Raw genomic sequence first — 20891 nt, forward strand, 5'->3', positions numbered from 1 at the left:
AGGACCGTCAGTCCGTTCGGAGAAGTCTGTTCGGAGCCTATTCAGTCCCCGTGGCCCCTGACCTGTCCATGGCCCCTCCTGTCACACGATCGCCATTCAGCCGTCATGAGAGCCGCGTGTCCCTCAGCTGACCCCTTTTGTGCGGGAGTTGACCGGAGTACCGTCCGCGCATGCCGACACGCACGCGCTTCACGATCTGGAGAACGCTCGCGACAGCGACCGTCGCCATCCTGACGGCGCTCTTCCTCACCCCGGCCGCCGCACACGCCGCGCCCCCGCGCGAGAGCCGGCCCGTCTACTCCTACGCCGACGCCATCCGTGAGTCCGTGTGGGTGGACACGGGCCTCGACGGGGACGGCGACGGGAAGACCGACCGCGTCGCCGCCGACATCGTCCGGCCCGCCGAACCGGCCCGGCAGGGCCGCAAGGTGCCGGTCATCATGGACGCCAGCCCGTACTACTCCTGCTGCGGGCGCGGCAACGAGAGCCAGCTGAAGACGTACGACGCGAGCGGCCACGTGGTCCAGATGCCGCTGTTCTACGACAACTACTTCGTGCCCCGCGGCTACGCCTTCGTCGGCGTCGACCTCACGGGCACCAACCGCTCCGACGGCTGCGTCGACGTCGGCGGCCGCTCCGACATCCAGTCAGCGAAGGCCGTCGTCGACTGGCTGAACGGCCGTGCCCGGGCGTACACCAGCCGCACCGGCGGCACACCGGTCAGGGCCGGCTGGACCAACGGCCGCACCGGGATGATCGGCAAGAGCTGGGACGGCACGATCGCCAACGGCGTCGCCGCCACGGGCGTCAAGGGTTTGAAGACCATCGTCCCGATCGCCGCCATCTCCTCCTGGTACGACTACTACTTCGCGCAGGGTGCCCCGCTCTACGACGGCGGCCCCGACGAACTGGCCGGCTATGTCGAGAGCGACGACGCACAGGCCCACTGCGCGGCCGTACGGAAGAAGCTCGCCGACGGCAGCCCGCGCAGCGGCGACTGGACCCCGCTGTGGACCGAGCGGGACTACGTCAAGGACGCGGCCAAGGTGCGCGCCAGCGTGTTCGTCGTCCACGGCATGCAGGACCTCAACGTCCGCACCAAGCACTTCGGCCAGTGGTGGGACGCCCTCGCCCGGCACGGCGTCGAGCGGAAGATCTGGCTGTCCCAGACCGGGCACGTCGACCCCTTCGACTATCGGCGCGGCGCCTGGGTCGACACCCTGCACCGCTGGTTCGACCATGAACTCCTCGGCTACGACAACGGCATCGACCGCGCGCCGATGGCCGACATCGAACGCCACCCCGACCAGTGGGCCACATCCAGGGCATGGCCGCCGCTCGGCACCCGCGCCACCACTCTGCACCCCGTCTCCGGCACCCGGGCCGGAGTCGGCACGCTCGGCCTGCGCCCGGCCGCCGGCACCGAGACCTTCACCGACGACCCGAAGCTGAGCGAGAGCGACTGGGCCGCCCATCTCACCACGTCCACGCCCGAGAAGGCCGGCTTCCTCACGGCACCGCTCACCCGCGACCTGCGCCTGTCCGGCTCCTCCACGGTGACGGTCACCGCCACCCCGAGCACGACCTCGGCCCACCTGACCGCCGTCCTGGTGGACCTCGGCCCCGACACCATCCGCGACTACGCCGACCACGCCGAGGGCATCACCACGCTCACCGACCGCACCTGCTGGGGGAAGAGCACGGCCGGGGACAGCGCCTGCTTCAAGGAGACCAAGGCGAAGACGGCCACCGTCGACTACACGGTGTTCAGCCGCGGCTGGGCCGATCTCGGCCACCACGCCTCCCTCGGCAAGGGCGTCCCGCTCACCCCGGGCAAGAAGTACACGGTCACCCTCGACCTCGCGGCCACCGACCACGTCGTCCCCAAGGGACACCGCCTGGCCCTGGTCGTCGCCGGTACGGACAAGGACCTCATCGACCCACCGTCCACCAAGCCGACGCTCACCGTGGCCCTGTCCGGTACCCACGCGAAGCTGCCCCTGGTCGGCGGCGCGGCGGCCTTCGCCCGCGCCACCGCCGGCAGCGCCGCCACGGCACCCGCGCCAGGCAGCCTGAACGGCGTCCGCACCCCCCACACCGCCCAGCACATCCCGGCGCCCTGACAGCGGAGGCGCCCAGGAGCGCAGGCGTTCGAGGGCCCGGGGTGGCCGGAGTGCCACCCCGGGCCCTGCCGGTGAGGAGCTCGGGTGGCCCGGTACCCGCCCAGGCCTTCACCCGCTCACGGCTCGAGCGGCCGGGACACCACCCGGATCCCTCGCCGGTCGCGGTGTTCAGGCGGTCGGGGACGCCAGCCCGGCCGCATCCCGGGCGCAGCCCCAGGCCACGGTGATCCCTGCTCCGCCGTGGCCGTAGTTGTGCACGAGCACACGGCCGTCCGGCAGGGACTGTCGTTCCAGTCGTACCGCGTCGCGGACCGGCCGCAGTCCCACCCGGTGGGCGAGCACCCGCGCGCCGGCGATCTCCGGCCGGACCACCGCGCAGCGGGCGACGATCGCCGCGGCGGTGTCCGGGTCAGGTTCCAGGGACCAGTCGTCCTCCTCGGCCGTACCGCCGAGGAGAAGACCGCCGGGCTGCGGGATGAAGTACGTGGAAGCCGCGGACGCGTGGTCGACCGAGGTGAACCAGGTGGTGACGCCCGGGTTCGCCACGACGACCAGTTGCCCGCGCACCGGACGCACACCGAGGTCCGGCGCCAGCGAACGGGCCCCGAGCCCGGTGCAGTTGACCACCACCGCGGCGGGCACCGCGGTCAGGTCGGTCACCTCCCGCTCCTCCACCCTCCCTCCCCCGGAATCCGTCCAGGAGGACCCCCATCTCGCTTCGCTCGCCTGTACGAGCCGCTCCCGCAGCCACGCCAGATGCACCGGCATGTCGATCACGGGCAGCCGGGCCGCCAGCCCGCCGGCCACCGCCCGCAGCCCCGGCACCCGGCCCGCCCACTCGCCCAGTTCGTCCAGTCGGGTCCCCTGATGTACGCCGTCGACCAGGCGTACGCCCGTCTCCTCAGGGCGCGCCGCCAACTCCTGGTACACCGCGAGGGATTCCAGCGCCCAGGCACCGACCAGCGGCTCCGGTTCGATGCGGTACGGCCACCACAGTCCGCCGGCTACCGCCGAGGTCGTACGCCCGGCGGGCTCCCGCGCCCACACCCGGACCCGCCGCCCGCCCTCGGCCAGCACCACGGCTGTGGTCAGCCCGGTGACCCCGCCACCGACCACGATCACTTCGTCATTCGGCTCGCTGTCCACGCGAGGACGATAGGTCCTGCCCAGCTGAATATGTCATGCCGCGCTCACTCCGTCCCGGTGTGGGGATACTCACAGCATGTCTGCCGCATACGCGACCTTTGGCCTGGCATCGGCGATGCGCGCCGGCGGTGTCCTGGCCGACGGCGGCTACCGGATCCACCGCGACTTCGTGGACTTCGTCGTGGACGGCCGTCCGCTGTTGTTCCGGCTGTCCGACCTGGACGCCGTCTCGCCGCTCGCCTCGGACGTCCCGCCGGCCATCTTCACCGCGCACGTCCGCGCCCTGCTGCTGGAGACCGAACCGCCGCTCCCCGACGGCCGGTTCGTCATCTACGGCTGCCCCGAGTGCGAGGACCTGGCCTGCGGGGCGGTCACCGCGGTCATCGAACGCGACGGCGAGGACTACATCTGGCGGGACTTCGCCTGGCAGACGGACCGTACCGCCGATCTGGAACTCAACGGCTACCACGGCATAGGGCCGTTCCGTTTCCACGGCCCCGAGTACCGCGCGGCCCTGGCCGCGCTGATCGACGGCGCCAACGGCCCGCCCGCGCCCCGCCGCCGGGTCCTGCTGATCGGCACCCGCGTCGCCGTCCTCGCCCGGCTGGCCGCGGCACTGCGCACCATCGGGATCGGCGCCGACATCACCCAGGATGCCCGGGAGGTCGCCGCCGAGGAACTGCGCGGCTACGCCGCCGTCGCTTTCGGCCGCGCGGTCGGCGAGGCGGAACGGGCGGCCGTGCTGCGGGCGTTCGACCGTGCCGGGGTCGAGGTGGCCCACGTCGTCGGTCTGGCCCCGATCGTGCCGCTGCTCGTCGCACAGATCGAGCACGCCCTGGACCGCAGCCCGCTGTCGCAGCGCCGGCTGACCGGCCTGGCCGCCGGGGACGGCGCTGCGGAGATCGAGGTGACCTCCGCGTGCCGGGTGCGCGTCACCGCGTACCGCCTCGACCGGTTCCACCGCACCCACGAACAGGACGTGTTCGACGGCACCCTGGAGCCCGGCCGGCACCGCCTCGCCCTGGACCCCACGGCGGTCAAGGGCGAGGCGTACCTCGTCGCCCGGACCGCTCAGGGCGTGCTCGCGGCGCCGGTGACCCGGGGTGGTTCCGGCTGAGAGGCGGACGACCGGCCCAAGGGTGCTCCCGCTGATGTACGGGCGGTCTCCCGACCAGGGGAGCCCGGCCGGGTTGCGGATTCTCGATCCGGCGGAGAAGGCCGGCTGGATCGCGGGTTGCGGACCGGGGGTCCGTGGGTGGTGTGCTCTCGGTCCGGGAGAGTCCGGTGAGTCGCGTGCTCCCGATGGGGGAAAGCCCGGCTGGGCCGCGGGCCCCCACCTGGGGAAGCCCGGCGGGTCGCGTGCTCTCGACCCGGGGGGCTCGGCTGGGTCGCGCGTTCCGGGACCGGGGGGCCGGCTGGGGCACGGGCTCCCGGTCCCGATCCGGGGAAGCCCCGGCGAGTGGCGGGCTCCCAACCCAAGCCCTGCTGGGTCAGGGCTCCCGACCCGGGGAAGCCGGGCCGAGTCGCTGGCCCCGCCCAGGGAATCCGAGCTGAGTCGCGGGGCCCGGCCCGAGGAGACCCGGCTGGGTCGCGGGCTCTCAACCCAAGCGCGGCTGGGTCAGGGCTCCCGACCCGGGGGAGCCGGGCCGAGTCACTGGCCCCGCCCAGGGAATCCGAGCTGAGTCGCGGGGCCCGGCCCGAGGAGACCCGGCTGGGTCGCGGGCCCCCGACCCGGGAAACCCGGCTGAGACCCGGGCGTACGGCCCATTAGGATCGGCGTCCTGATGACTGCCACCCTCGTCGCCAAGAACCTCGCCGCCGGGCACGGCGACCACTCCCTCTTCTCCGGTCTCGACCTGGTCGTCGCGCCCGGTGACGTGATCGGGCTGGTCGGCGCCAACGGCGCGGGCAAGTCCACCCTGCTGCGACTGCTCGCCGGTCTGACCGCACCCGAGCAGGGCGAGCTGCGGCTGTCCCCGCCGACCGCGGCCGTCGGCCACCTGCCGCAGGAGCCCGAGCGCAGGCCGGGGGAGACGGTCCGGGCGTTCCTGGCCCGCCGCACCGGCGTCACCGAGGCGCAGCGCGTGATGGACGAGGCCACCCAGGCGCTGGTCGACGGCGCGCCCGGCGCCGACGACGCCTACGCGACCGCGCTGGAACGCTGGCTCGGTCTCGGCGGCGCCGACCTGGAGGAGCGCGCGGAGGAGGTCGCCGACTCCCTCGGTCTCGCCGTGGACCTGGACCAGCCGATGACCTCCCTGTCCGGCGGCCAGGCGGCCCGCGCCGGCCTCGCCTCCCTCCTGCTGTCCCGCTACGACGTCTTCCTGCTCGACGAGCCCACCAACGACCTCGACCTCGATGGCCTGGAGCGCCTGGAACGCTTCGTCACCAGCCTGCGCGCGGGCACGGTCGTCGTCAGCCACGACCGCGAGTTCCTCACCCGCACCGTCACCAAGGTCCTCGAACTCGACCTCGCCCAGCGGCAGATCAACCTCTACGGCGGCGGCTACGAGGCGTACCTGGAGGAACGCGAGGTGGGCCGCCGGCACGCCCGCGAGGACTACGAGGAGTACGCCGACAAGAAGTCCGCCCTCCAGAACCGGGCCCAGATGCAGCGGTCCTGGATGGACAAGGGCGTGAAGAACGCCCGGCGCAAGGCCGGCAGCGACAACGACAAGATCGGCCGCAAGTTCCGCAGCGAGGCGAGCGAGAAGCAGGCCGCCAAGGCTCGCCAGACCCAGCGCATGATCGAGCGCCTGGAGGTGATCGAGGAGCCGCGCAAGGAGTGGGAGCTGCACATGGAGATCGCCTCCGCCCCGCGCTCCGGTGCCGTGGTCGCGACCCTCCGGGACGCCGAGATCCGGCGCGGCGAGTTCACCTTCGGCCCGGTGTCCCTGCAGATCGACTGGGCGGACCGGGTCGCGGTCACCGGAGCCAACGGCGCCGGCAAGTCCACCCTGCTCGGCGCGCTGCTGGGCCGTATCCCGCTCGACTCCGGGCATGCCGCCCTCGGCTCGGGCGTCCTGGTCGGAGAGGTCGACCAGGCCCGGGGACTCTTCCACGGCCCGGAGACGCTGCTCGACGCCTTCCGCGCGGCCGTCCCCGACACTGAACCCGGCGAGGTCCGCACCCTGCTCGCCAAGTTCGGCCTGAAGTCCGACCACGTGCTGCGCCCGGCCGCGACCCTCTCACCGGGTGAGCGCACCCGCGCCGCCCTCGCGCTGCTGCAGGGCCGGGGCGTCAACCTCCTCGTCCTGGACGAGCCCACGAACCACCTCGACCTGCCCGCCATCGAGCAGCTGGAGTCGGCCCTCGACGCCTACGAGGGCACGCTGCTCCTGGTCACCCACGACCGGCGCATGCTGGACGCGGTGCACGTCACCCGGCGCCTGGACGTGGCCGACGGCAAGGTGACCGAGCGCTAGAGCTGCTCCCGGCCCGGGCGCTGGTCCCAGCGGGCGGCGGCTTCCGTCGCGGCCCGCTCGACCCGCTCGACGTGTCCGGGATCACGGGGCGCCACGTTCAGCCCGCCCGGCCGCTGCCCGACCGCCCCGTCGGCCAGCTCCCGCACGATGTCGGCCTGTCCGGCGTGCCGCTGGGTCTCGGAGATCATGTGCGTGAGGACCCGGTGCAGGGTCACCGAGTCCTCCGCGCCGCCCGGGATCCGGCCCACCGCGTCCAGTGGCAGCACGGCGATGGTCTCGTCGGCGTGCGCCCACGCCGTCCGGTACCGGCCGACGATCTCCTGCCGGGACTCGTCGGTGCGCGCCCACAGGTCCGCGTCCGGCTCCGCGTGCCCGGTGATCCACAGCGGCGTGCCGTCGAAGGGCCGCCCGAAAGTCACCCCGAAGTACAGCGCCTCGGCGCCGGTCAGATGCTTGACGAGGCCCAGCAGATTGGTCCCCGTCGGGGTCATGGGGCGGCGCACGTCGTACTCCGACAGTCCCTCCAGCTTCCACAGCAGGACGTCACGCGCGTCCTGGAGGTACACCCGCAGGTCTTCCTTCGGATCGGTCATGGGGCAAGTGTGCCGGTCGGATGATCTCGGTCTTGGGGTTTTCGGGAGCGGGAGGAGTACCGGCACGGGCGGCCGGAGCCGCAGGGCTCCGGCCGCCCGTCCGGTCAGCGCTTCTTCGGGTCCAGCAGGCCCGCCCGGCGCAACGCGTCGGCCATCGCGCTGTTGGCCGGGGCCGGCGCCTGCCGTCCGCCCCGGTCGCCGCCACCACCGCCACCACGGCCCTGCCGCTGTCCCTGACCGCCCTGCCGCTGCTGCGGGGGCCGGGCACCACCGCCGCGCTGCTGCCGGCCGCCGCCCTGCCCCTGCGGGGCGGCCTCGTCGTCCAGGCGGAGGGTCAGCGCGATCCGCTTGCGCGGGATGTCCACGTCGAGGACCTTCACCTTGACGATGTCACCCGGTTTGACGACATCCCGCGGGTCCTTGACGAACGTCTTCGACATCGCCGAGACGTGCACCAGGCCGTCCTGGTGGACGCCGACGTCCACGAACGCGCCGAAAGCCGCCACGTTCGTGACCACGCCCTCCAGGATCATCCCGTCGGACAGGTCGGAGATCTTCTCCACGCCCTCCTTGAACGTGGCCGTCTTGAAGGCGGGGCGCGGGTCGCGGCCCGGCTTCTCCAGTTCCCTGAGGATGTCGGTGACGGTCGGCAGACCGAAGGTGTCGTCCACGAAGTCGGCGGGCCGCAGCGAGCGCAGCACGCCGGTGTTGCCGACGAGGGAGGCCACCTCCTGGCCCGTGGTCTTCACCATCCGGCGCACCACCGGGTAGGCCTCCGGGTGCACGCTGGAGGCGTCCAGCGGGTCCTCACCGCCGCGGATGCGCAGGAAGCCCGCGCACTGCTCGTACGCCTTCGGACCGAGCCGCGCCACCTTCTTCAGCTCGGAGCGGGACGTGAACGGCCCGTTCTGGTCCCGGTGCGCGACGATGTTCTCGGCGAGCCCGGCGGAGATGCCCGACACCCGCGAGAGCAGCGGCACGGACGCGGTGTTGACGTCCACGCCGACGCCGTTCACACAGTCCTCGACGACCGCGTCCAGTGACCGGGACAGCTTCACCTCGGACAGGTCGTGCTGGTACTGGCCGACACCGATCGACTTAGGGTCGATCTTCACCAGCTCCGCCAGGGGATCCTGCAGACGCCGCGCGATGGAGACCGCGCCGCGCAGCGAGACGTCCATGCCGGGCAGTTCCTGCGAGGCGTACCGCGACGCCGAGTACACGGACGCGCCCGCTTCGGACACCATCACCTTGGTGAGCTTCAACTCCGGGTGCCTGGAGATGAGTTCACCGGCGAGCTTGTCGGTCTCGCGGGACGCCGTGCCGTTGCCGATGGCGACCAGTTCGACGGCGTGCTCCTTGGCGATCCGCGCCAGCCTGGCGATCGCCTCGTCCCACTTGTTGGCCGGGACGTGCGGATAGATCACGTCGGTGGCGACGACCTTGCCGGTCGCGTCGACCACGGCGACCTTCACGCCCGTACGGAAGCCGGGGTCCAGGCCCAGCGTCGCGCGCGTGCCGGCCGGCGCGGCGAGCAGCAGGTCGCGCAGGTTCGCGGCGAAGACGTTCACCGCCTCGTCCTCCGCGGCCGTCCGCAGCCGCAGTCGCAGGTCGAGGCCCAGGTGGACGAGGATGCGGGTGCGCCAGGCCCAGCGGACGGTGTCCGTCAGCCACTTGTCGGCGGGACGGCCCCGGTCGGCGATCCCGAACTTCGAAGCGACGATCCCCTCGTAGGAGGAAGGCCCCTCCGCGGGCTCCTCCGGCTCCAGGACGAGGTCCAGCACCTCCTCCTTCTCGCCGCGCAGCATCGCCAGGATCCGGTGCGAGGGCAGCTCGGTGAACGGCTCGGTGAAGTCGAAGTAGTCGGCGAACTTGGCGCCCGCCTCCTCCTTGCCCTCACGTACCTTCGCGGTCAGCCTGCCGCGCACCCACATGCGCTCGCGCAGCTCGCCGATCAGGTCGGCGTCCTCCGAGAACCGCTCGGTCAGGATCGCCCGTGCGCCCTCCAGCGCGGCCTGCGGATCGGCAACGCCCTTGTCGGCGTCCACGAAAGCGGACGCGGCCGCCAGCGGCTCGACCGTCGGATCGCCCAGCAGGCCCTCCGCGAGCGGCTCCAGGCCCGCCTCGCGTGCGATCTGCGCCTTGGTGCGCCGCTTGGGCTTGTAGGGCAGGTAGATGTCCTCCAGGCGCGCCTTGGTCTCGGCGCTCCGGATCCGCGCCTCGAGCTCCTCGGTGAGCTTGCCCTGCTCGCGCACCGACTCCAGGATCGCGGTCCGCCGCTCCTCCAGCTCCCGCAGATAGCGCAGCCGCTCCTCGAGCGTGCGCAGCTGCGCGTCGTCGAGCATCTCGGTCGCTTCCTTGCGGTAGCGGGCGATGAAGGGCACCGTCGAACCGCCGTCGAGCAGCTCCACCGCGGCCTTCACCTGCCGCTCCCGTACGCCGAGTTCCTCGGCGATCCTGCCTTCGATGGACCCTACGAGGGGTGTCGTCACGATCCCGTACCGCCTTCTCCACTGAGGTTGCGCGGCAATTGTGGCAGGTGACACCGGCAACCGGGGATCAGGGCGGTCCAGCGGCGGGGCGCCGGTGTGACGCGGCGAGACAGTTGTCACCTGAGCGTGGCATCTGTCACTGAGCCAGGAGTCTGAGTAGCAACACATGAGGGGGAACCAGGCGCAGTCGGCGCCGACTAGGCTCACCTCTCATGCCCGAGCCAGCACCTGATCCTCGCCTGCAATCCTTGATCAACCAGATCCGGCCGGGCCCCGTGAGAACGGTGGAGGTCATCGGGTTCGACGGAGCGGATGTCCTTGTGAAGCCTGTGGATGCCGAAGGAGAGAGTGCCGAGATCGGCCGCATCCCTCGGCATGAGGCGTCGATGCGTCGGGTGGAGCACCCGTCCGAGCTCTTCGAGATCGGCCAGGAGATCAACGCCGAGGAGATCGGACGATGGGGTGAAGGTCAGCTTCGCCTCTCTGCCAGGGCGTGCGAGATCCCGGCCTTGCGGTCCTTTCTCCTTGCGATGGAACGCGGACAGGTTGTGACGGGGATCGTCGCGGCGGTGCACGACTTCGGGGTCTTCGTCCACCTCGATGGCGAGCCTGATGGCTTGTGCACCGGCTTCATCCGAGTGCCGGACCTGACATGGTCGCGGATCGATCACCCCTCCGAAGCCGTCGAAGCCGGCCAGCGGATCATGGCTGAGGTCATCGTGGCCGAGACGCGATCCGGACAGGTCGCACTCTCGCTGAAGGCTCTGCAGGAGGATCCACTCATGCGATTCGAGGGCCAGGTCGGCCACGTCGTCACAGGGCCGATCACCAAGATCATTCACTTTGGTGTGTTCGTGCAGCTTGCTCCGGACGTCGAGGGGTTCCTTCACCTCTCAGAGCTGACCGATGAGCCGGTTGAGACCCCTGACCAACTCGTCGGCGAAGGCGAGCCGATCACAGTGAGGGTCGCCGAGGTCGACCTTCAGCGTCACCGAGTGCGGCTCACCGTCGCCAACAAGGATGTCGACTGATCGACCGGTGCCAGTTCCGACTGACGTGTCACGTCACGGAGCCGGTGGTCGATCTGGTGCGCGAGGTCTCTGAGTCCGCTTGTGGAAGACCGAGGAGCTGTTGGCCTGCGTGGTGGCCGCGTCCGTCGCGGATGAAGGCGGCAGGCCCGTGTAGGTGGGCAGGCCAAGAAGTAGGCGGCATCGCTGGGCGTCAAGGGTCACGGCCAGTTCCTCGGACGGAGCGAGTGCTCGCGCCTGGGGCCACGTGATGGCGGCCAGATGTGCGAGAAGCCGGAGGTCATTGAAGTACTGCAGGGTGTTGCAATGGCCAGCGTGACAGGTACGGCGCTCAAGTCCGCGCTCAGCGCCAGCTCACCGACCCGCCTTGGTGTCACCTGGCTCGCCCGGTCGCAGGCGCCGGGCCCTCGGGTCAGGCCCGGCTCCCGCGCGCGGAGGACGACGCTCCGCCGAACAGCCGGGCGAGCGCCCGAAACGGCAGCGTGACCACCGTGGCGATGGCCCCGCCGATCTGCCGCAACACGTCTGCGATGGCACGGAACACGAAACCGTCTCCTTTCCGCCCGGTCCCGGTGACCGGCGCGGGGGCCCGGGTACCTCGGTGGAGCAATCCGGAACCCCCTTCGTGGCAGAAAAGGTGGGAAACGCGTCGTTGCGGTCATGCCCGGACCCGCCAAGAATCGAGTCATGGCGCAGCGAACCCTCCTGATCGTCGTCTTCGACGGCGTCCAGAGCCTCGACGTCACCGGTCCCCTGGAAGTGTTCACCGGTGCCGAGAAGCGCACCCCCGGTTCCTACCGCATCCGTACGGCGTCCCTGGACGGCGGCCCGGTGCTCACCTCCAGCGGGCTGACCCTAGTGCCGGACGGCTCCCTGACGGACGCGGCCGGTCCGCACACCCTGGTGGTTCCCGGCGGAGAGGGCACCCGCAGCCCCGCCCCGCGGCTGGTGGAGTGGCTGCGGGTCCACGGCCCCGGCGCCCGGCGCCTGGTCTCCGTCTGCACCGGCGCGATCCTGCTCGCCCGTGCCGGGCTCCTGGACGGCCGCCGGGCCACGACGCACTGGGCGTACTGCGAGAAGCTCGCCCGGGATCACCCCGCCGTTCAGGTCGAGCCCCAGCCGATCTTCGTACGGGACGGGAACGTCGCCACCTCGGCCGGGGTCACCGCGGGCATCGACCTCGCCCTCGCGCTGGTCGAGGAGGACCTCGGGCGGGACGCCGCACTGACCGTCGCCCGCCACCTGGTGGTCTTCCTGCGCAGGCCGGGCAACCAGGCCCAGTTCAGCGCCCAGCTCGCCGCCCAGACGGCCCGGCGCGAACCCCTCCGGGACGTCCAGCAGTGGATCACCGAGCACCCGGACGGCGACCTCGGTGTCGAGGTGCTGGCCGCCCGCGCCGCCCTGTCGCCGCGTCACTTCTCCCGCGCCTTCCAGGCCGAGACCGGGACGACACCGGGCCGCTACGTAGACCGGGTCCGTCTCGAACACGCCCGCCGCCTGCTGGAGGACACCACCGACGGCATCGAGGAGATCTCCCGCGCCAGTGGCTACGGCACCCCCGAGGCCATGCGCCGCGCCTTCGTCAAGTCGCTCGGCACCTCGCCCGCGGAATATCGCAGGCGCTTCCACCCGGCATCCGCCCACTGAACACATCCGCCCACTGAACACATCCCCCCTCTGAACACATCCGCCCAGGAACGCATCCGCCCCCTGAAAGGGAGACCCCCGTGCACATCGCGATGGTCGTCTACGACCGCTTCACCGCTCTGGACGTCGTGGGACCCTACGAGGTCCTCAGCCGGCTGCCCGACGTGCGGGTCGACTTCGTCGCCGAGCGGCCCGGCCCCGTGCGCACCGACACGGGCTTTCTCGCCGTCACCGCGGACAAGGCGCTGGACGAGGTGACGCGCCCGGACATCGTCGTCGTCGCCGGAGGCCCCGGCACCCTCACCCAGATGGAGAACCCGGCCCTGCTGGAGTGGCTGCGCGCCGCCGACGCGACGAGCACCTGGACCACCTCGGTCTGCTCGGGCTCGCTGCTGCTCGCCGCCGCGGGACTGCTGAAGGGCCGGCGCGCCACCAGCCACTGGGGCGCCCTGGACGTGCTGGAGAAGTTCGGTGCCGAACCGACGGGCGAGCGGGTCGTCACCGACGGCAAATACGTCACCGCGGCCGGCGTCTCCGCCGGCATCGACATGGCCCTCGCGCTGGTCGGCACCCTCGCGGGTGACGAACACGCCCAAGCCGTCCAGCTGTTGATCGAGTACGACCCGCAACCGCCCTACGATGCCGGCTCCCCGCAGAAGGCGCCCGCGCACCTCGTGGAGGAGTTCCACACCAGGTTCAGCCTGACGTAGACACGCTCCAGGTGAAGCGCGGCTGCCGGCGCTCCAGGAACGCGGCGACCCCCTCCGCGGTGTCGCCGCCGTCACGTGCCCGCTCCGTCCAGTGGGCGTCCCGGTCGGTCCGGCCGTTCGCGAACTCCTTCGCGGCCGCCTGGGTGAGCTGCGAGCGGGACGCCAGGGTCCGGGTCAATGCGGCGATCCGCTTGTCCAGTCCGCCCTCCGGCAGCACCTCGTCCACGAGCCCGGTCCGCAGTGCGCGCTGAGTGTCGATCAACTCGGCCGTGAACAGCAGGTACTTGGCGGTGGCCGGTCCCACCAGCGACACCAGCCGCCGGGTCGAGGACGCGGGGTAGACGATGCCCAGCCGCGCCGGTGTCACCCCGAACAGCGCCCCCTCTTCCGCCAGCCGCAGATCGCAGGCCGCCGCGAGCTGCGCGCCACCGCCCACACAGTGTCCGCGCACCGCGGCGAGGGTCGGCTTCGGAAAGGCGGCCAGGGCCTCCTCGGCCGCCACCGCGAGCCCCTGCGCCTCCTGGGGCGACCCCCGGAGCGTCGAGATGTCCGCGCCCGCACAGAAGGTCCCGCCCTCCCCGGTCAGTACCAGCACCCGGACGCCCGGGTCCCGCGCGAACCGGTCCAGCAGTGGCGGCAGCGCCCGCCACATCGCGGCCGTCATGGCGTTGCGCTTGGCCGGATGGCGGATGACCACGGTGGCGACACAGTCGGCGACCTGGTGCGACAGCTGAGGCTCCATGGGCCGGATCGTAGCGGCCGCCCCGCCGGCCGCCCCGGTCCGCCCGGGTGATCACGGCCCCCCTCCGTGCGTTACGACGTCCCACCCGGAGGGGACACAAGGGAGAAGTGGTGACGAAGCGGGGACATCGAGGAGGTGGCGATGACCAGGTCCGGCAAGCCCAGGGACGAGGCGGCGCATCTGCGCCGCGATTTCGGTTGGCTCGCGGTGCTCGGCGTGATCCTCGTACTCGCCGGACTCGTCGGCCTCGTCTACACCGGCGTCGCCACGCTCACCTCGATGCTGCTGTTCGGCTGGCTGCTGCTGATCGGCGGGATCGTCGGTCTGCTGCACGCGATCCAGGCCCGCGGCACCCCCTACTTCTGGCTCGGCGTCATCGTCGCCGCCCTGAACATCGCGGCCGGGATCGTCGTCGTCCGCCTGCCCCACGCGGCGGCTGCCGCGCTCACCATGTTCGCCGCCCTGCTCTTCCTCACCGCCGGTTTCTTCCGGCTGGTCGGCAGCCTGGTCGTGCGCGGCCCGCAGTTCGGCTGGACCCTGCTGCTCGGCGCCTTCGACCTGCTGCTCGGGATCCTGGTGCTCGGCTCCTGGCCGAGCAGCAGCCAGTACGTCATCGGCTGCTTCCTCTCGCTCGCCCTGCTCTTCGACGGCCTCGGCCTGCTGGCCACCGGCTACGGCGGGCGCCGTGTCGTCGGGCTCGTCTCCGAGCAGCGGCAGGCCTAACCCGTACAACCCGAAGAGTTCGCGAACCAGGTGTCCGGGGGATCAGGAACGGTCCCACACGTGACCATGTCATACCCAGGCGGTCAGAAACCGTTCGATACCAGCTGACTTGTGTTCAGTTCGGCGGGCCGGAGCGAATCGTTACCAACACTCGACGCGTGGTGACAATCGAGCGTGAGGGTGGCGACCGGACGATGGACGACCACGGGCGCGGGGACGGCCCGCGCCCAGCGGGGGGCGCCGAGCGGGCGCCCGATCCACTGCCGTACGAAGGGGTCTGGCGGTTCACCGCGCCCGCCGTGGACGCCTCGGTACCGCACGCGCGACGTGCGGTACGGGACCTGCTGCTGCGCCAGGGCGTGCCGGTCTCCGACGAACTGGCCTACGGCCTGCTGCTGATCGTCTCCGAGCTGGTCACCAACGCGGTCAAACACGCGGCGCTGCTGTCGCCGATGCTGGCCGTGGAGGTGGCCGTCGGCGCCGAATGGGTGCGGGTGTCCGTGGAGGACAACCATCCCTACCGCCCGACCGCCCTGGAGGCCGACCACGGCCAGACGGGCGGCCGGGGACTGCTCCTGGTCCGCGAGGTGGCCCGGGAGGCGGGCGGGGTGCTCGACGTGGAGCACACGGCGAGCGGCGGCAAGGTGATCTGGGCCGCCCTGCCGCTCAAGCCCGCGATCCTCACATAGGGGCGTGCGCAGGCCTACCAGCCGGCGGACGGGCCCGTCAGCTCCCTGATCGCCGGACGGGCCGCGTCCAGCACGGTCATGAACCAGGCCGAGAACGGGTCCCGGGCATGCCGCTCCGCCAGCTCGGCCGCCGTGACGAAGGCGGTCGAGGCGATCTCCTCCTCGTCCGGCACGAGCGGCGCCTGCACCAGGCCGACGAACAGGTGGTTGTACTCCTGCTCCACCAGGCCCGAGGCCGGGTCCGGGTGGTTGTAACGGACCGTGCCCGCCTCCGCCAGCAGCGAGGGGGACACACCCAGCTCCTCGTGCGTGCGCCGGGCCGCCGCCGCGAACGGTGCCTCACCGGGGTAGGGGTGGCCGCAGCAGGTGTTGGACCACACACCGGGCGAGTGGTACTTGCCCAGGGCGCGCTGCTGGAGCAGCAGCCGGCCGTGTTCATCGAAGAGGAACACCGAGAACGCGCGGTGCAGCCGCCCCGGTGGCTGGTGGGCGGCGAGCTTCTCCGCCGTACCGATCGTCACACCCTTCTCGTCGACCAGTTCCAGCAAAATCGCCTCTGCGGTGCCGTTCGACGAGCTGTGCGTCGCGGTGGCAGGTGTGATCGGCATACCCATCCTTCGCCTTGGTCTTCGCACCCCAAGTCTGCCGTACGAATCCGGCACTCCCGGCACTTCACGGCACGTCCGCGCGCGGCGCGACACCGGAAGCGGGGCCCGGCAGATCATCGTGCCCGGCATCCGCCGCCGGGAACCGCCCGGGGCGCCGAACGGCGGTGCGCGCGGTCAGTGGCACAGCCGCGCCTCGTGCGCCGCGTGCCCGCCCGGCTCCAACTGGAAGGTGCAGTGCTCCACGTCGAAGTGGTCACCGAGGCAGCCCTGCAGTTCGTGCAGTATCTTCTCGTGGCCGGTGGCGTTCAGCACCTCGGAGCTGACCACCACATGCGCGGACAGCACGGGCATGCCGGAGGTGATCGTCCAGGCGTGCAGATCGTGGACGTCCTCCACTCCGTCCAGCGCCAGGATGTGCGCCCGGACCTCCGTCATGTCGACGTTCTTGGGGGCCGCCTCCAGCAGCACGTCCAGCGTCTCGCGCAGCAGCTTCAGGCTCCTCGGCACGATCATCAGCCCGATCACCAGCGACGCGACGGGGTCGGCCGGCTGCCAGCCGGTGGCCAGGATCACGGCCGCCGAGATCAGCACCGCCACCGAGCCGAGCGCGTCCGCGGCCACCTCCAGGAAGGCGCCGCGCACGTTCAGGCTCTCCTTCTGGCCGCGCATCAGCAGAGTCAGCGAGATCGTGTTGGCGACCAGGCCGACCAGGCCGAACACGATCATTTGGCCGCCCCGGGTGTCCGCGGGTGTGACGAACCGCTCGACCGCCTCGTAGAGGACGTATCCGCCGACGCCGAGCAGCAGGAGGCAGTTGGCCAGCGCGGCGAGGATCTCGGCGCGGGCATAGCCGAAGGTGCGGTTGGTGCTCGCCGGGCGGTTCGCGAAGTGGATCGCGAGCAGGGCCATGCCGAGACCCACCGCGTCGGTCGCCATGTGCGCCGCGTCCGCGATCAGTGCGAGCGAGTCCGCGACCAGGCCTCCGACGACCTCGACCACCATGACGGTGAGCGTGATGCCCAGCGCGATACGCAGCCGGCCCCGGTACGCGGCCGAGGCCGTACCCGTGGCCGGCGCATGAGAGTGCGCGTGCCCGTGGTCGTGCCCTGCCCCCATGACCAACCGCCCTTCCGTGTGCCCGTCAGGGAGCCAGTCAACTACGGGTGGGGGGTACCGGGCAACGCGGCACTGAACACCGTTGTCATGTGCCCTGACCTGGGGAAACGATGCGCAGGTCAGGGCACCCCCGGCTCACTTGCCGTGGTGCAGCAGCCAGCCCTGCCAGGCCGACTCGACCATCTCCCGCACCCCGTGCCGGGCCCGCCAGCCCAGCTCCTCGGCGGCCCGCTCGGCCGAGGCGACCGCGCGGGGCGCGTCCCCCGGGCGGCGCCCCTCCACCACGGGTGGCCGGCGGTCCCCGGTGACCTCACCGATGACCTCGATCAGCTCACGCACCGAGACACCTTCGCCCCGGCCGATGTTCAGCGTCAGATCGCCGGACAGGTCCCCGTCGGCGAGCCGCCGGGCCGCCGCCAGATGGGCCTCGGCGAGATCGGCCACGTGGATGTAGTCGCGGACGCAGGTCCCGTCCGGCGTCGGATGGTCGGCACCGAAGATCCGCGGCGCCTCGTCGCGGGTCAGCCGGTCGAAGACCATCGGCACGATGTTGAACACCCCGGTGTCCGCGAGTTCCGGTGCCGCCGCACCCGCCACGTTGAAATAGCGCAGGCACACCGTGGAGATCCCGTGCGCCTGCCCCGCCGCCCGCACCAGCCACTCCCCGGCCAGCTTGGTCTCACCGTAGGGGTTCACCGGGGCACACGGGGTGTCCTCGGTGATCAGGTCCACGTCCGGGTTGCCGTACACGGCCGCCGACGAGGAGAACAGCAGCCGGCGGATGCCCGCCTCGGCGACCGCGTCCAGGAGCGTGGCCAGGCCGCCGACGTTCTCCCGGTAGTACCGGGTGGGCTGGGTCACGGACTCGGCGACCTGCTTGCGCGCCGCGAGATGGACGACGCCCGTGACGCCGTACTCGGCGAAGACCCGCCCCAGCCGGTCCCCGTCCAGCGTCGAGCCCTCGACGAGCGGGACCCCGGCGGGCAGCCGCGCGGGCACGGCGGCCGACAGGTCGTCCAGTACCACGACGCTCTCACCGGCGCCGGTCATGGTCCGTGCCACATGCGCCCCGATGTATCCGGCTCCGCCGGTGATCAGCCATGTCATGGTCGTTCACCCTATGCCCGGCCCGACGGGTGTCCTGGATGCCCGGGTCTGCCCCCATGGGTTTGTGGGCCGGGCCCCGGATCCCCGATGATGATCGCGGCAAAGGCCGGGGCAGCCCCCGCGGACCGGCCCGTGAACGGCCGGTGAACACGGGCTTCGACCCATCCGATAGCCTCTGCCGACATGCCGCCCGGGTGCCGCAGGCAGGGGCGCCCCAGCACGCAGAAGCCCCGGCGCCCGCGCGCCCGCACCCAGGGAGTGAGTTCGGTTGCCGACCGCCATCGTCACCGGTCCGCCGGTCCCCGGATCGCCGCTCGAGAACGATCTGCGGTCGCTGGGCTTCGACGTCCGGGTGGCAGCGGACGCCGCCGAGGCCGAGACCCTGCTCGCCGCCGCTCCCGCCGGAGACCGCGTGGCCCTGGTCGACGCCCGCTTCGTCGGCCATCCGCACGCGCTGCGCCTTGGACTGACCGACCCGCGTTTCCCGCTCGCCGCCGTCCCCGGCGCCGTCACCGCCCAGCCGGCCGCCCGGCAGGCACTGACCCGGGCCCTGGCCCGCGAGACCTCCGCGGGCGGCGGTACGGCGGTCGCCGTGGACAGCCTGGCCGACCGCATCGTCACCGCGCTCGACGCCGACGGCAGCGAGGTGCACCGGCCCGAGCTGGGCAGCCTGGTCGCCGCCGTCCCCGCCGACCCGCAGGCGCGCAACGAGGCCCGGCAGTCCGTCGCCGCCGTCGACGACGAGGCCGTCCGCCTGAAGTCGGCCGTGAAGTCCCGCGACGGGTTCTTCACCACGTTCTTCATCAGCCCGTACTCGCGCTATATCGCCCGCTGGTGCGCCCGCCGCGGTCTGACCCCGAACCAGGTCACCACGGCCTCGCTGCTCACCGCCCTGATCGCGGCCGGCTGCGCGGCCACCGGCACCCGTGGTGGGTTCATCGCCGCCGGCGCGCTGCTGATCGCCTCCTTCGTGCTGGACTGCACCGACGGCCAGATCGCCCGCTACGCCCTGAAGTACTCCACACTCGGCGCCTGGCTCGACGCCACCTTCGACCGGGCCAAGGAGTACGCCTACTACGCGGGCCTCGCCCTCGGCGCGGCCCGCGGCGGCGACGACGTATGGGCCCTCGCGCTGGGCGCGATGATCCTGCAGACCTGCCGGCACGTGGTCGACTTCTCCTTCACCGAGGCCAACCACGACGCCACCGCCAACACCAGCCCCACCGCCGCCCTCTCCGACAAGCTCGACAGCGTCGGCTGGACGGTCTGGGTGCGGCGCATGATCGTGCTGCCGATCGGCGAGCGCTGGGCGCTGATCGCGGTCCTGACGGCCGCCACGACCCCGCGGATCACCTTCTGCGTACTGCTCATCGGCTGCGCCTTCGCCGCGACCTACACCACGGCCGGCCGCGTGCTGCGCTCGGTGACCCGCAAGGCCCGGCGCACCGACCGCGCGGCACAGGCCCTCGCCGACCTCGCCGACTCCGGTCCACTCGCCGAGGCCGTCGAACGCGTGGTGAACAGGGGCCTGCCCGGTCTCGCCGTGCCCGCCGTGGCCCTGCTGGGCGCCGCCGCCGTCGTGGCCTGCTCGGCGCTGACCGACTTCGGCGGCGTCCTGCCGGCCGTCGGCGCCCTCGGGTACGTCCTCACCTCGGCCCTGGCCGTCGCCCGCCCCCTCAAGGGCGCCCTCGACTGGCTCGTACCGCCGTTCTTCCGGGCCGCCGAGTACGGCACCGTCCTCGCCCTCGCGGGCAGAGCAGGGGTGAACGGGGCCCTTCCTGCGGCTTTCGGCCTGGTGGCCGCCGTCGCCTACCATCACTACGACACGGTGTACCGCATCCGCGGCAACGCCGGAGCGCCCCCGGCCTGGCTGGTGCGCGCCATCGGTGGGCACGAGGGGCGGACGCTGCTCGTAGCCGTCCTCGCCGCGGTGCTCACCGCTTCTCAGTTCAAGGTCGCGCTCACGGCCCTCGCCGTGGCCGTCGCCGTGGTGGTGCTCGTCGAGAGCATCCGCTTCTGGGTGTCCGCTGGGGCGCCCGCCGTACACGATGAAGGAGAAACCGCATGATCGGCCTCGTGCTGGCGGCCGGCGCCGGGCGGCGTCTGCGCCCCTACACCGACACCCTGCCCAAGGCTCTGGTGCCGGTGGGTCCTGAGGGCGCGGAGGATTCCCTCACGGTCCTGGACCTGACCCTGGGCAACTTCGCCGAGGTGGGGCTGACCGAGGTCGCGATCATCGTCGGTTACCGCAAGGAGGCCGTGTACGAGCGGCAGGCGGCCCTGGAGGAGAAGTACGGCCTCAAGCTCACCCTCATCGACAACGACAAGGCCGAGGAGTGGAACAACGCCTACTCGCTGTGGTGCGGCCGTGACGCCCTCGGGGACGGGGTGATCCTCGCCAACGGGGACACCGTGCACCCGGTGTCGGTCGAGAAGACGCTGCTGGCGGCCCGTGGTGAGGGGAAGAGGATCATTCTGGCCCTCGACACGGTGAAGTCCCTCGCGGACGAGGAGATGAAGGTGGTCGTGGAGCCCGGGAAGGGTGTCCGGAAGATCACCAAGCTGATGGATCCCGCCGAGGCGACCGGTGAGTACATCGGTGTCACCCTGATCGAGGGCGAGGCCGCCGAGGAGCTGGCGGACGCCTTGCGGGCGACCTTCGAGCGGGACCCGCAGCTGTACTACGAGGACGGTTACCAGGAGCTGGTGAACCGTGGCTTCAAGGTCGACGTGGCGCCGATC

18 protein-coding genes are annotated in these 20891 nt (G+C 71.8%); 10 read left to right on the forward strand and 8 right to left on the reverse strand.

The genetic code is table 11. The annotated features are described in order from the left end of the window. Positions 1-170: 170 nt before the first annotated feature. Positions 171-2123: a Xaa-Pro dipeptidyl-peptidase gene (locus ABZ079_RS22205; RefSeq protein WP_356941154.1), complete on the forward strand. Its 1953-nt coding sequence runs from the start codon at positions 171-173 to the stop codon at positions 2121-2123. 168 nt (positions 2124-2291) lie between these two features. Here the strand turns inward: ABZ079_RS22205 and ABZ079_RS22210 are convergent, their stop codons facing one another. After that, positions 2292-3269 carry an FAD-dependent oxidoreductase gene (locus ABZ079_RS22210; protein WP_356941155.1) on the reverse strand — a complete coding sequence of 326 codons (978 nt, stop codon included), beginning with the start codon at positions 3267-3269 and terminating at the stop codon, positions 2292-2294. A 76-nt stretch (positions 3270-3345) separates the two neighbouring features. On the opposite strand from ABZ079_RS22210, the gene ABZ079_RS22215 reads away from it, so the two are divergent. Both ABZ079_RS22215 and ABZ079_RS22220 read left to right on the forward strand, forming a co-directional pair. After that, positions 3346-4386, forward strand: coding sequence for an oxidoreductase (locus ABZ079_RS22215; protein WP_356941156.1), 1041 nt, complete (start codon positions 3346-3348; stop codon positions 4384-4386). Between the two features lie 667 nt (positions 4387-5053). Next, the gene (locus ABZ079_RS22220; protein WP_356941157.1) at positions 5054-6694 is read left to right on the forward strand and encodes an ABC-F family ATP-binding cassette domain-containing protein; all 1641 of its coding nucleotides are present in this window, start codon (positions 5054-5056) and stop codon (positions 6692-6694) included. Here the strand turns inward: ABZ079_RS22220 and ABZ079_RS22225 are convergent. Both ABZ079_RS22225 and ABZ079_RS22230 read right to left on the reverse strand, forming a co-directional pair. Continuing rightward, positions 6691-7287, reverse strand: coding sequence for a DinB family protein (locus tag ABZ079_RS22225; protein WP_356941158.1), 597 nt, complete (start codon positions 7285-7287; stop codon positions 6691-6693). The genes ABZ079_RS22220 and ABZ079_RS22225 overlap by 4 nt on opposite strands. Before the next feature lie 104 nt (positions 7288-7391). Continuing rightward, complete coding sequence (locus ABZ079_RS22230; RefSeq protein ID WP_356941159.1) at positions 7392-9779, reverse strand: Tex family protein; 2388 nt, start codon at positions 9777-9779, stop codon at positions 7392-7394. 212 nt (positions 9780-9991) lie between these two features. On the opposite strand from ABZ079_RS22230, the gene ABZ079_RS22235 reads away from it, so the two are divergent. Then, the gene (locus tag ABZ079_RS22235; protein WP_356941160.1) at positions 9992-10810 is read left to right on the forward strand and encodes a S1 RNA-binding domain-containing protein; all 819 of its coding nucleotides are present in this window, start codon (positions 9992-9994) and stop codon (positions 10808-10810) included. Positions 10811-11219: 409 nt separating this feature from the next. Here the strand turns inward: ABZ079_RS22235 and ABZ079_RS22240 are convergent, their stop codons facing one another. Beyond that, complete coding sequence (locus ABZ079_RS22240) at positions 11220-11351, reverse strand: LPFR motif small protein (protein WP_014676189.1); 132 nt, start codon at positions 11349-11351, stop codon at positions 11220-11222. Between the two features lie 143 nt (positions 11352-11494). Between ABZ079_RS22240 and ABZ079_RS22245 the strand changes: the two genes are divergently transcribed. Continuing rightward, on the forward strand, positions 11495-12454 hold the full coding sequence (locus tag ABZ079_RS22245) for a GlxA family transcriptional regulator (protein ID WP_356941161.1): 960 nt from the start codon (positions 11495-11497) through the stop codon (positions 12452-12454). Positions 12455-12534: 80 nt separating this feature from the next. Further along, a complete protein-coding gene (locus ABZ079_RS22250) occupies positions 12535-13164 on the forward strand; it encodes a DJ-1/PfpI family protein (protein WP_356941162.1) in 630 nt (209 codons plus the stop codon). On the opposite strand, the gene ABZ079_RS22255 is transcribed toward ABZ079_RS22250, so the two are convergent. Next, the gene (locus ABZ079_RS22255) at positions 13151-13906 is read right to left on the reverse strand and encodes an enoyl-CoA hydratase/isomerase family protein (RefSeq protein ID WP_356941163.1); all 756 of its coding nucleotides are present in this window, start codon (positions 13904-13906) and stop codon (positions 13151-13153) included. The genes ABZ079_RS22250 and ABZ079_RS22255 overlap by 14 nt on opposite strands. Before the next feature lie 141 nt (positions 13907-14047). On the opposite strand from ABZ079_RS22255, the gene ABZ079_RS22260 reads away from it, so the two are divergent. Further along, complete coding sequence (locus tag ABZ079_RS22260; protein ID WP_356941164.1) at positions 14048-14629, forward strand: DUF308 domain-containing protein; 582 nt, start codon at positions 14048-14050, stop codon at positions 14627-14629. Positions 14630-14823: 194 nt separating this feature from the next. Beyond that, positions 14824-15318 carry an ATP-binding protein gene (locus ABZ079_RS22265; RefSeq protein WP_356941180.1) on the forward strand — a complete coding sequence of 165 codons (495 nt, stop codon included), beginning with the start codon at positions 14824-14826 and terminating at the stop codon, positions 15316-15318. Between the two features lie 14 nt (positions 15319-15332). Here the strand turns inward: ABZ079_RS22265 and idi are convergent, their stop codons facing one another. From idi to galE, 3 genes are all read right to left on the reverse strand, one after another. Then, entirely contained in the window at positions 15333-15926 is a 594-nt protein-coding gene (gene idi, locus ABZ079_RS22270; RefSeq protein WP_356941165.1) for an isopentenyl-diphosphate Delta-isomerase, read from the reverse strand. 174 nt (positions 15927-16100) lie between these two features. Beyond that, a complete protein-coding gene (locus ABZ079_RS22275; RefSeq protein WP_356941166.1) occupies positions 16101-17042 on the reverse strand; it encodes a cation diffusion facilitator family transporter in 942 nt (313 codons plus the stop codon). Between the two features lie 135 nt (positions 17043-17177). After that, entirely contained in the window at positions 17178-18149 is a 972-nt protein-coding gene (gene galE, locus ABZ079_RS22280; protein WP_356941167.1) for a UDP-glucose 4-epimerase GalE, read from the reverse strand. Between the two features lie 268 nt (positions 18150-18417). Here galE and ABZ079_RS22285 point away from each other — a divergent pair, with 268 nt between their 5' ends. Next, the gene (locus tag ABZ079_RS22285) at positions 18418-20217 is read left to right on the forward strand and encodes a DUF5941 domain-containing protein (protein WP_356941168.1); all 1800 of its coding nucleotides are present in this window, start codon (positions 18418-18420) and stop codon (positions 20215-20217) included. Beyond that, positions 20214-20891: phosphocholine cytidylyltransferase family protein (locus tag ABZ079_RS22290; RefSeq protein WP_356941169.1), on the forward strand; the 678-nt coding region annotated here is incomplete at its 3' end. The genes ABZ079_RS22285 and ABZ079_RS22290, both read left to right, overlap by 4 nt.

The organism is Streptomyces sp. NPDC006314, from assembly GCF_040613075.1.
In the GTDB taxonomy this organism is placed as follows: Bacteria; Actinomycetota; Actinomycetes; order Streptomycetales; family Streptomycetaceae; genus Streptomyces.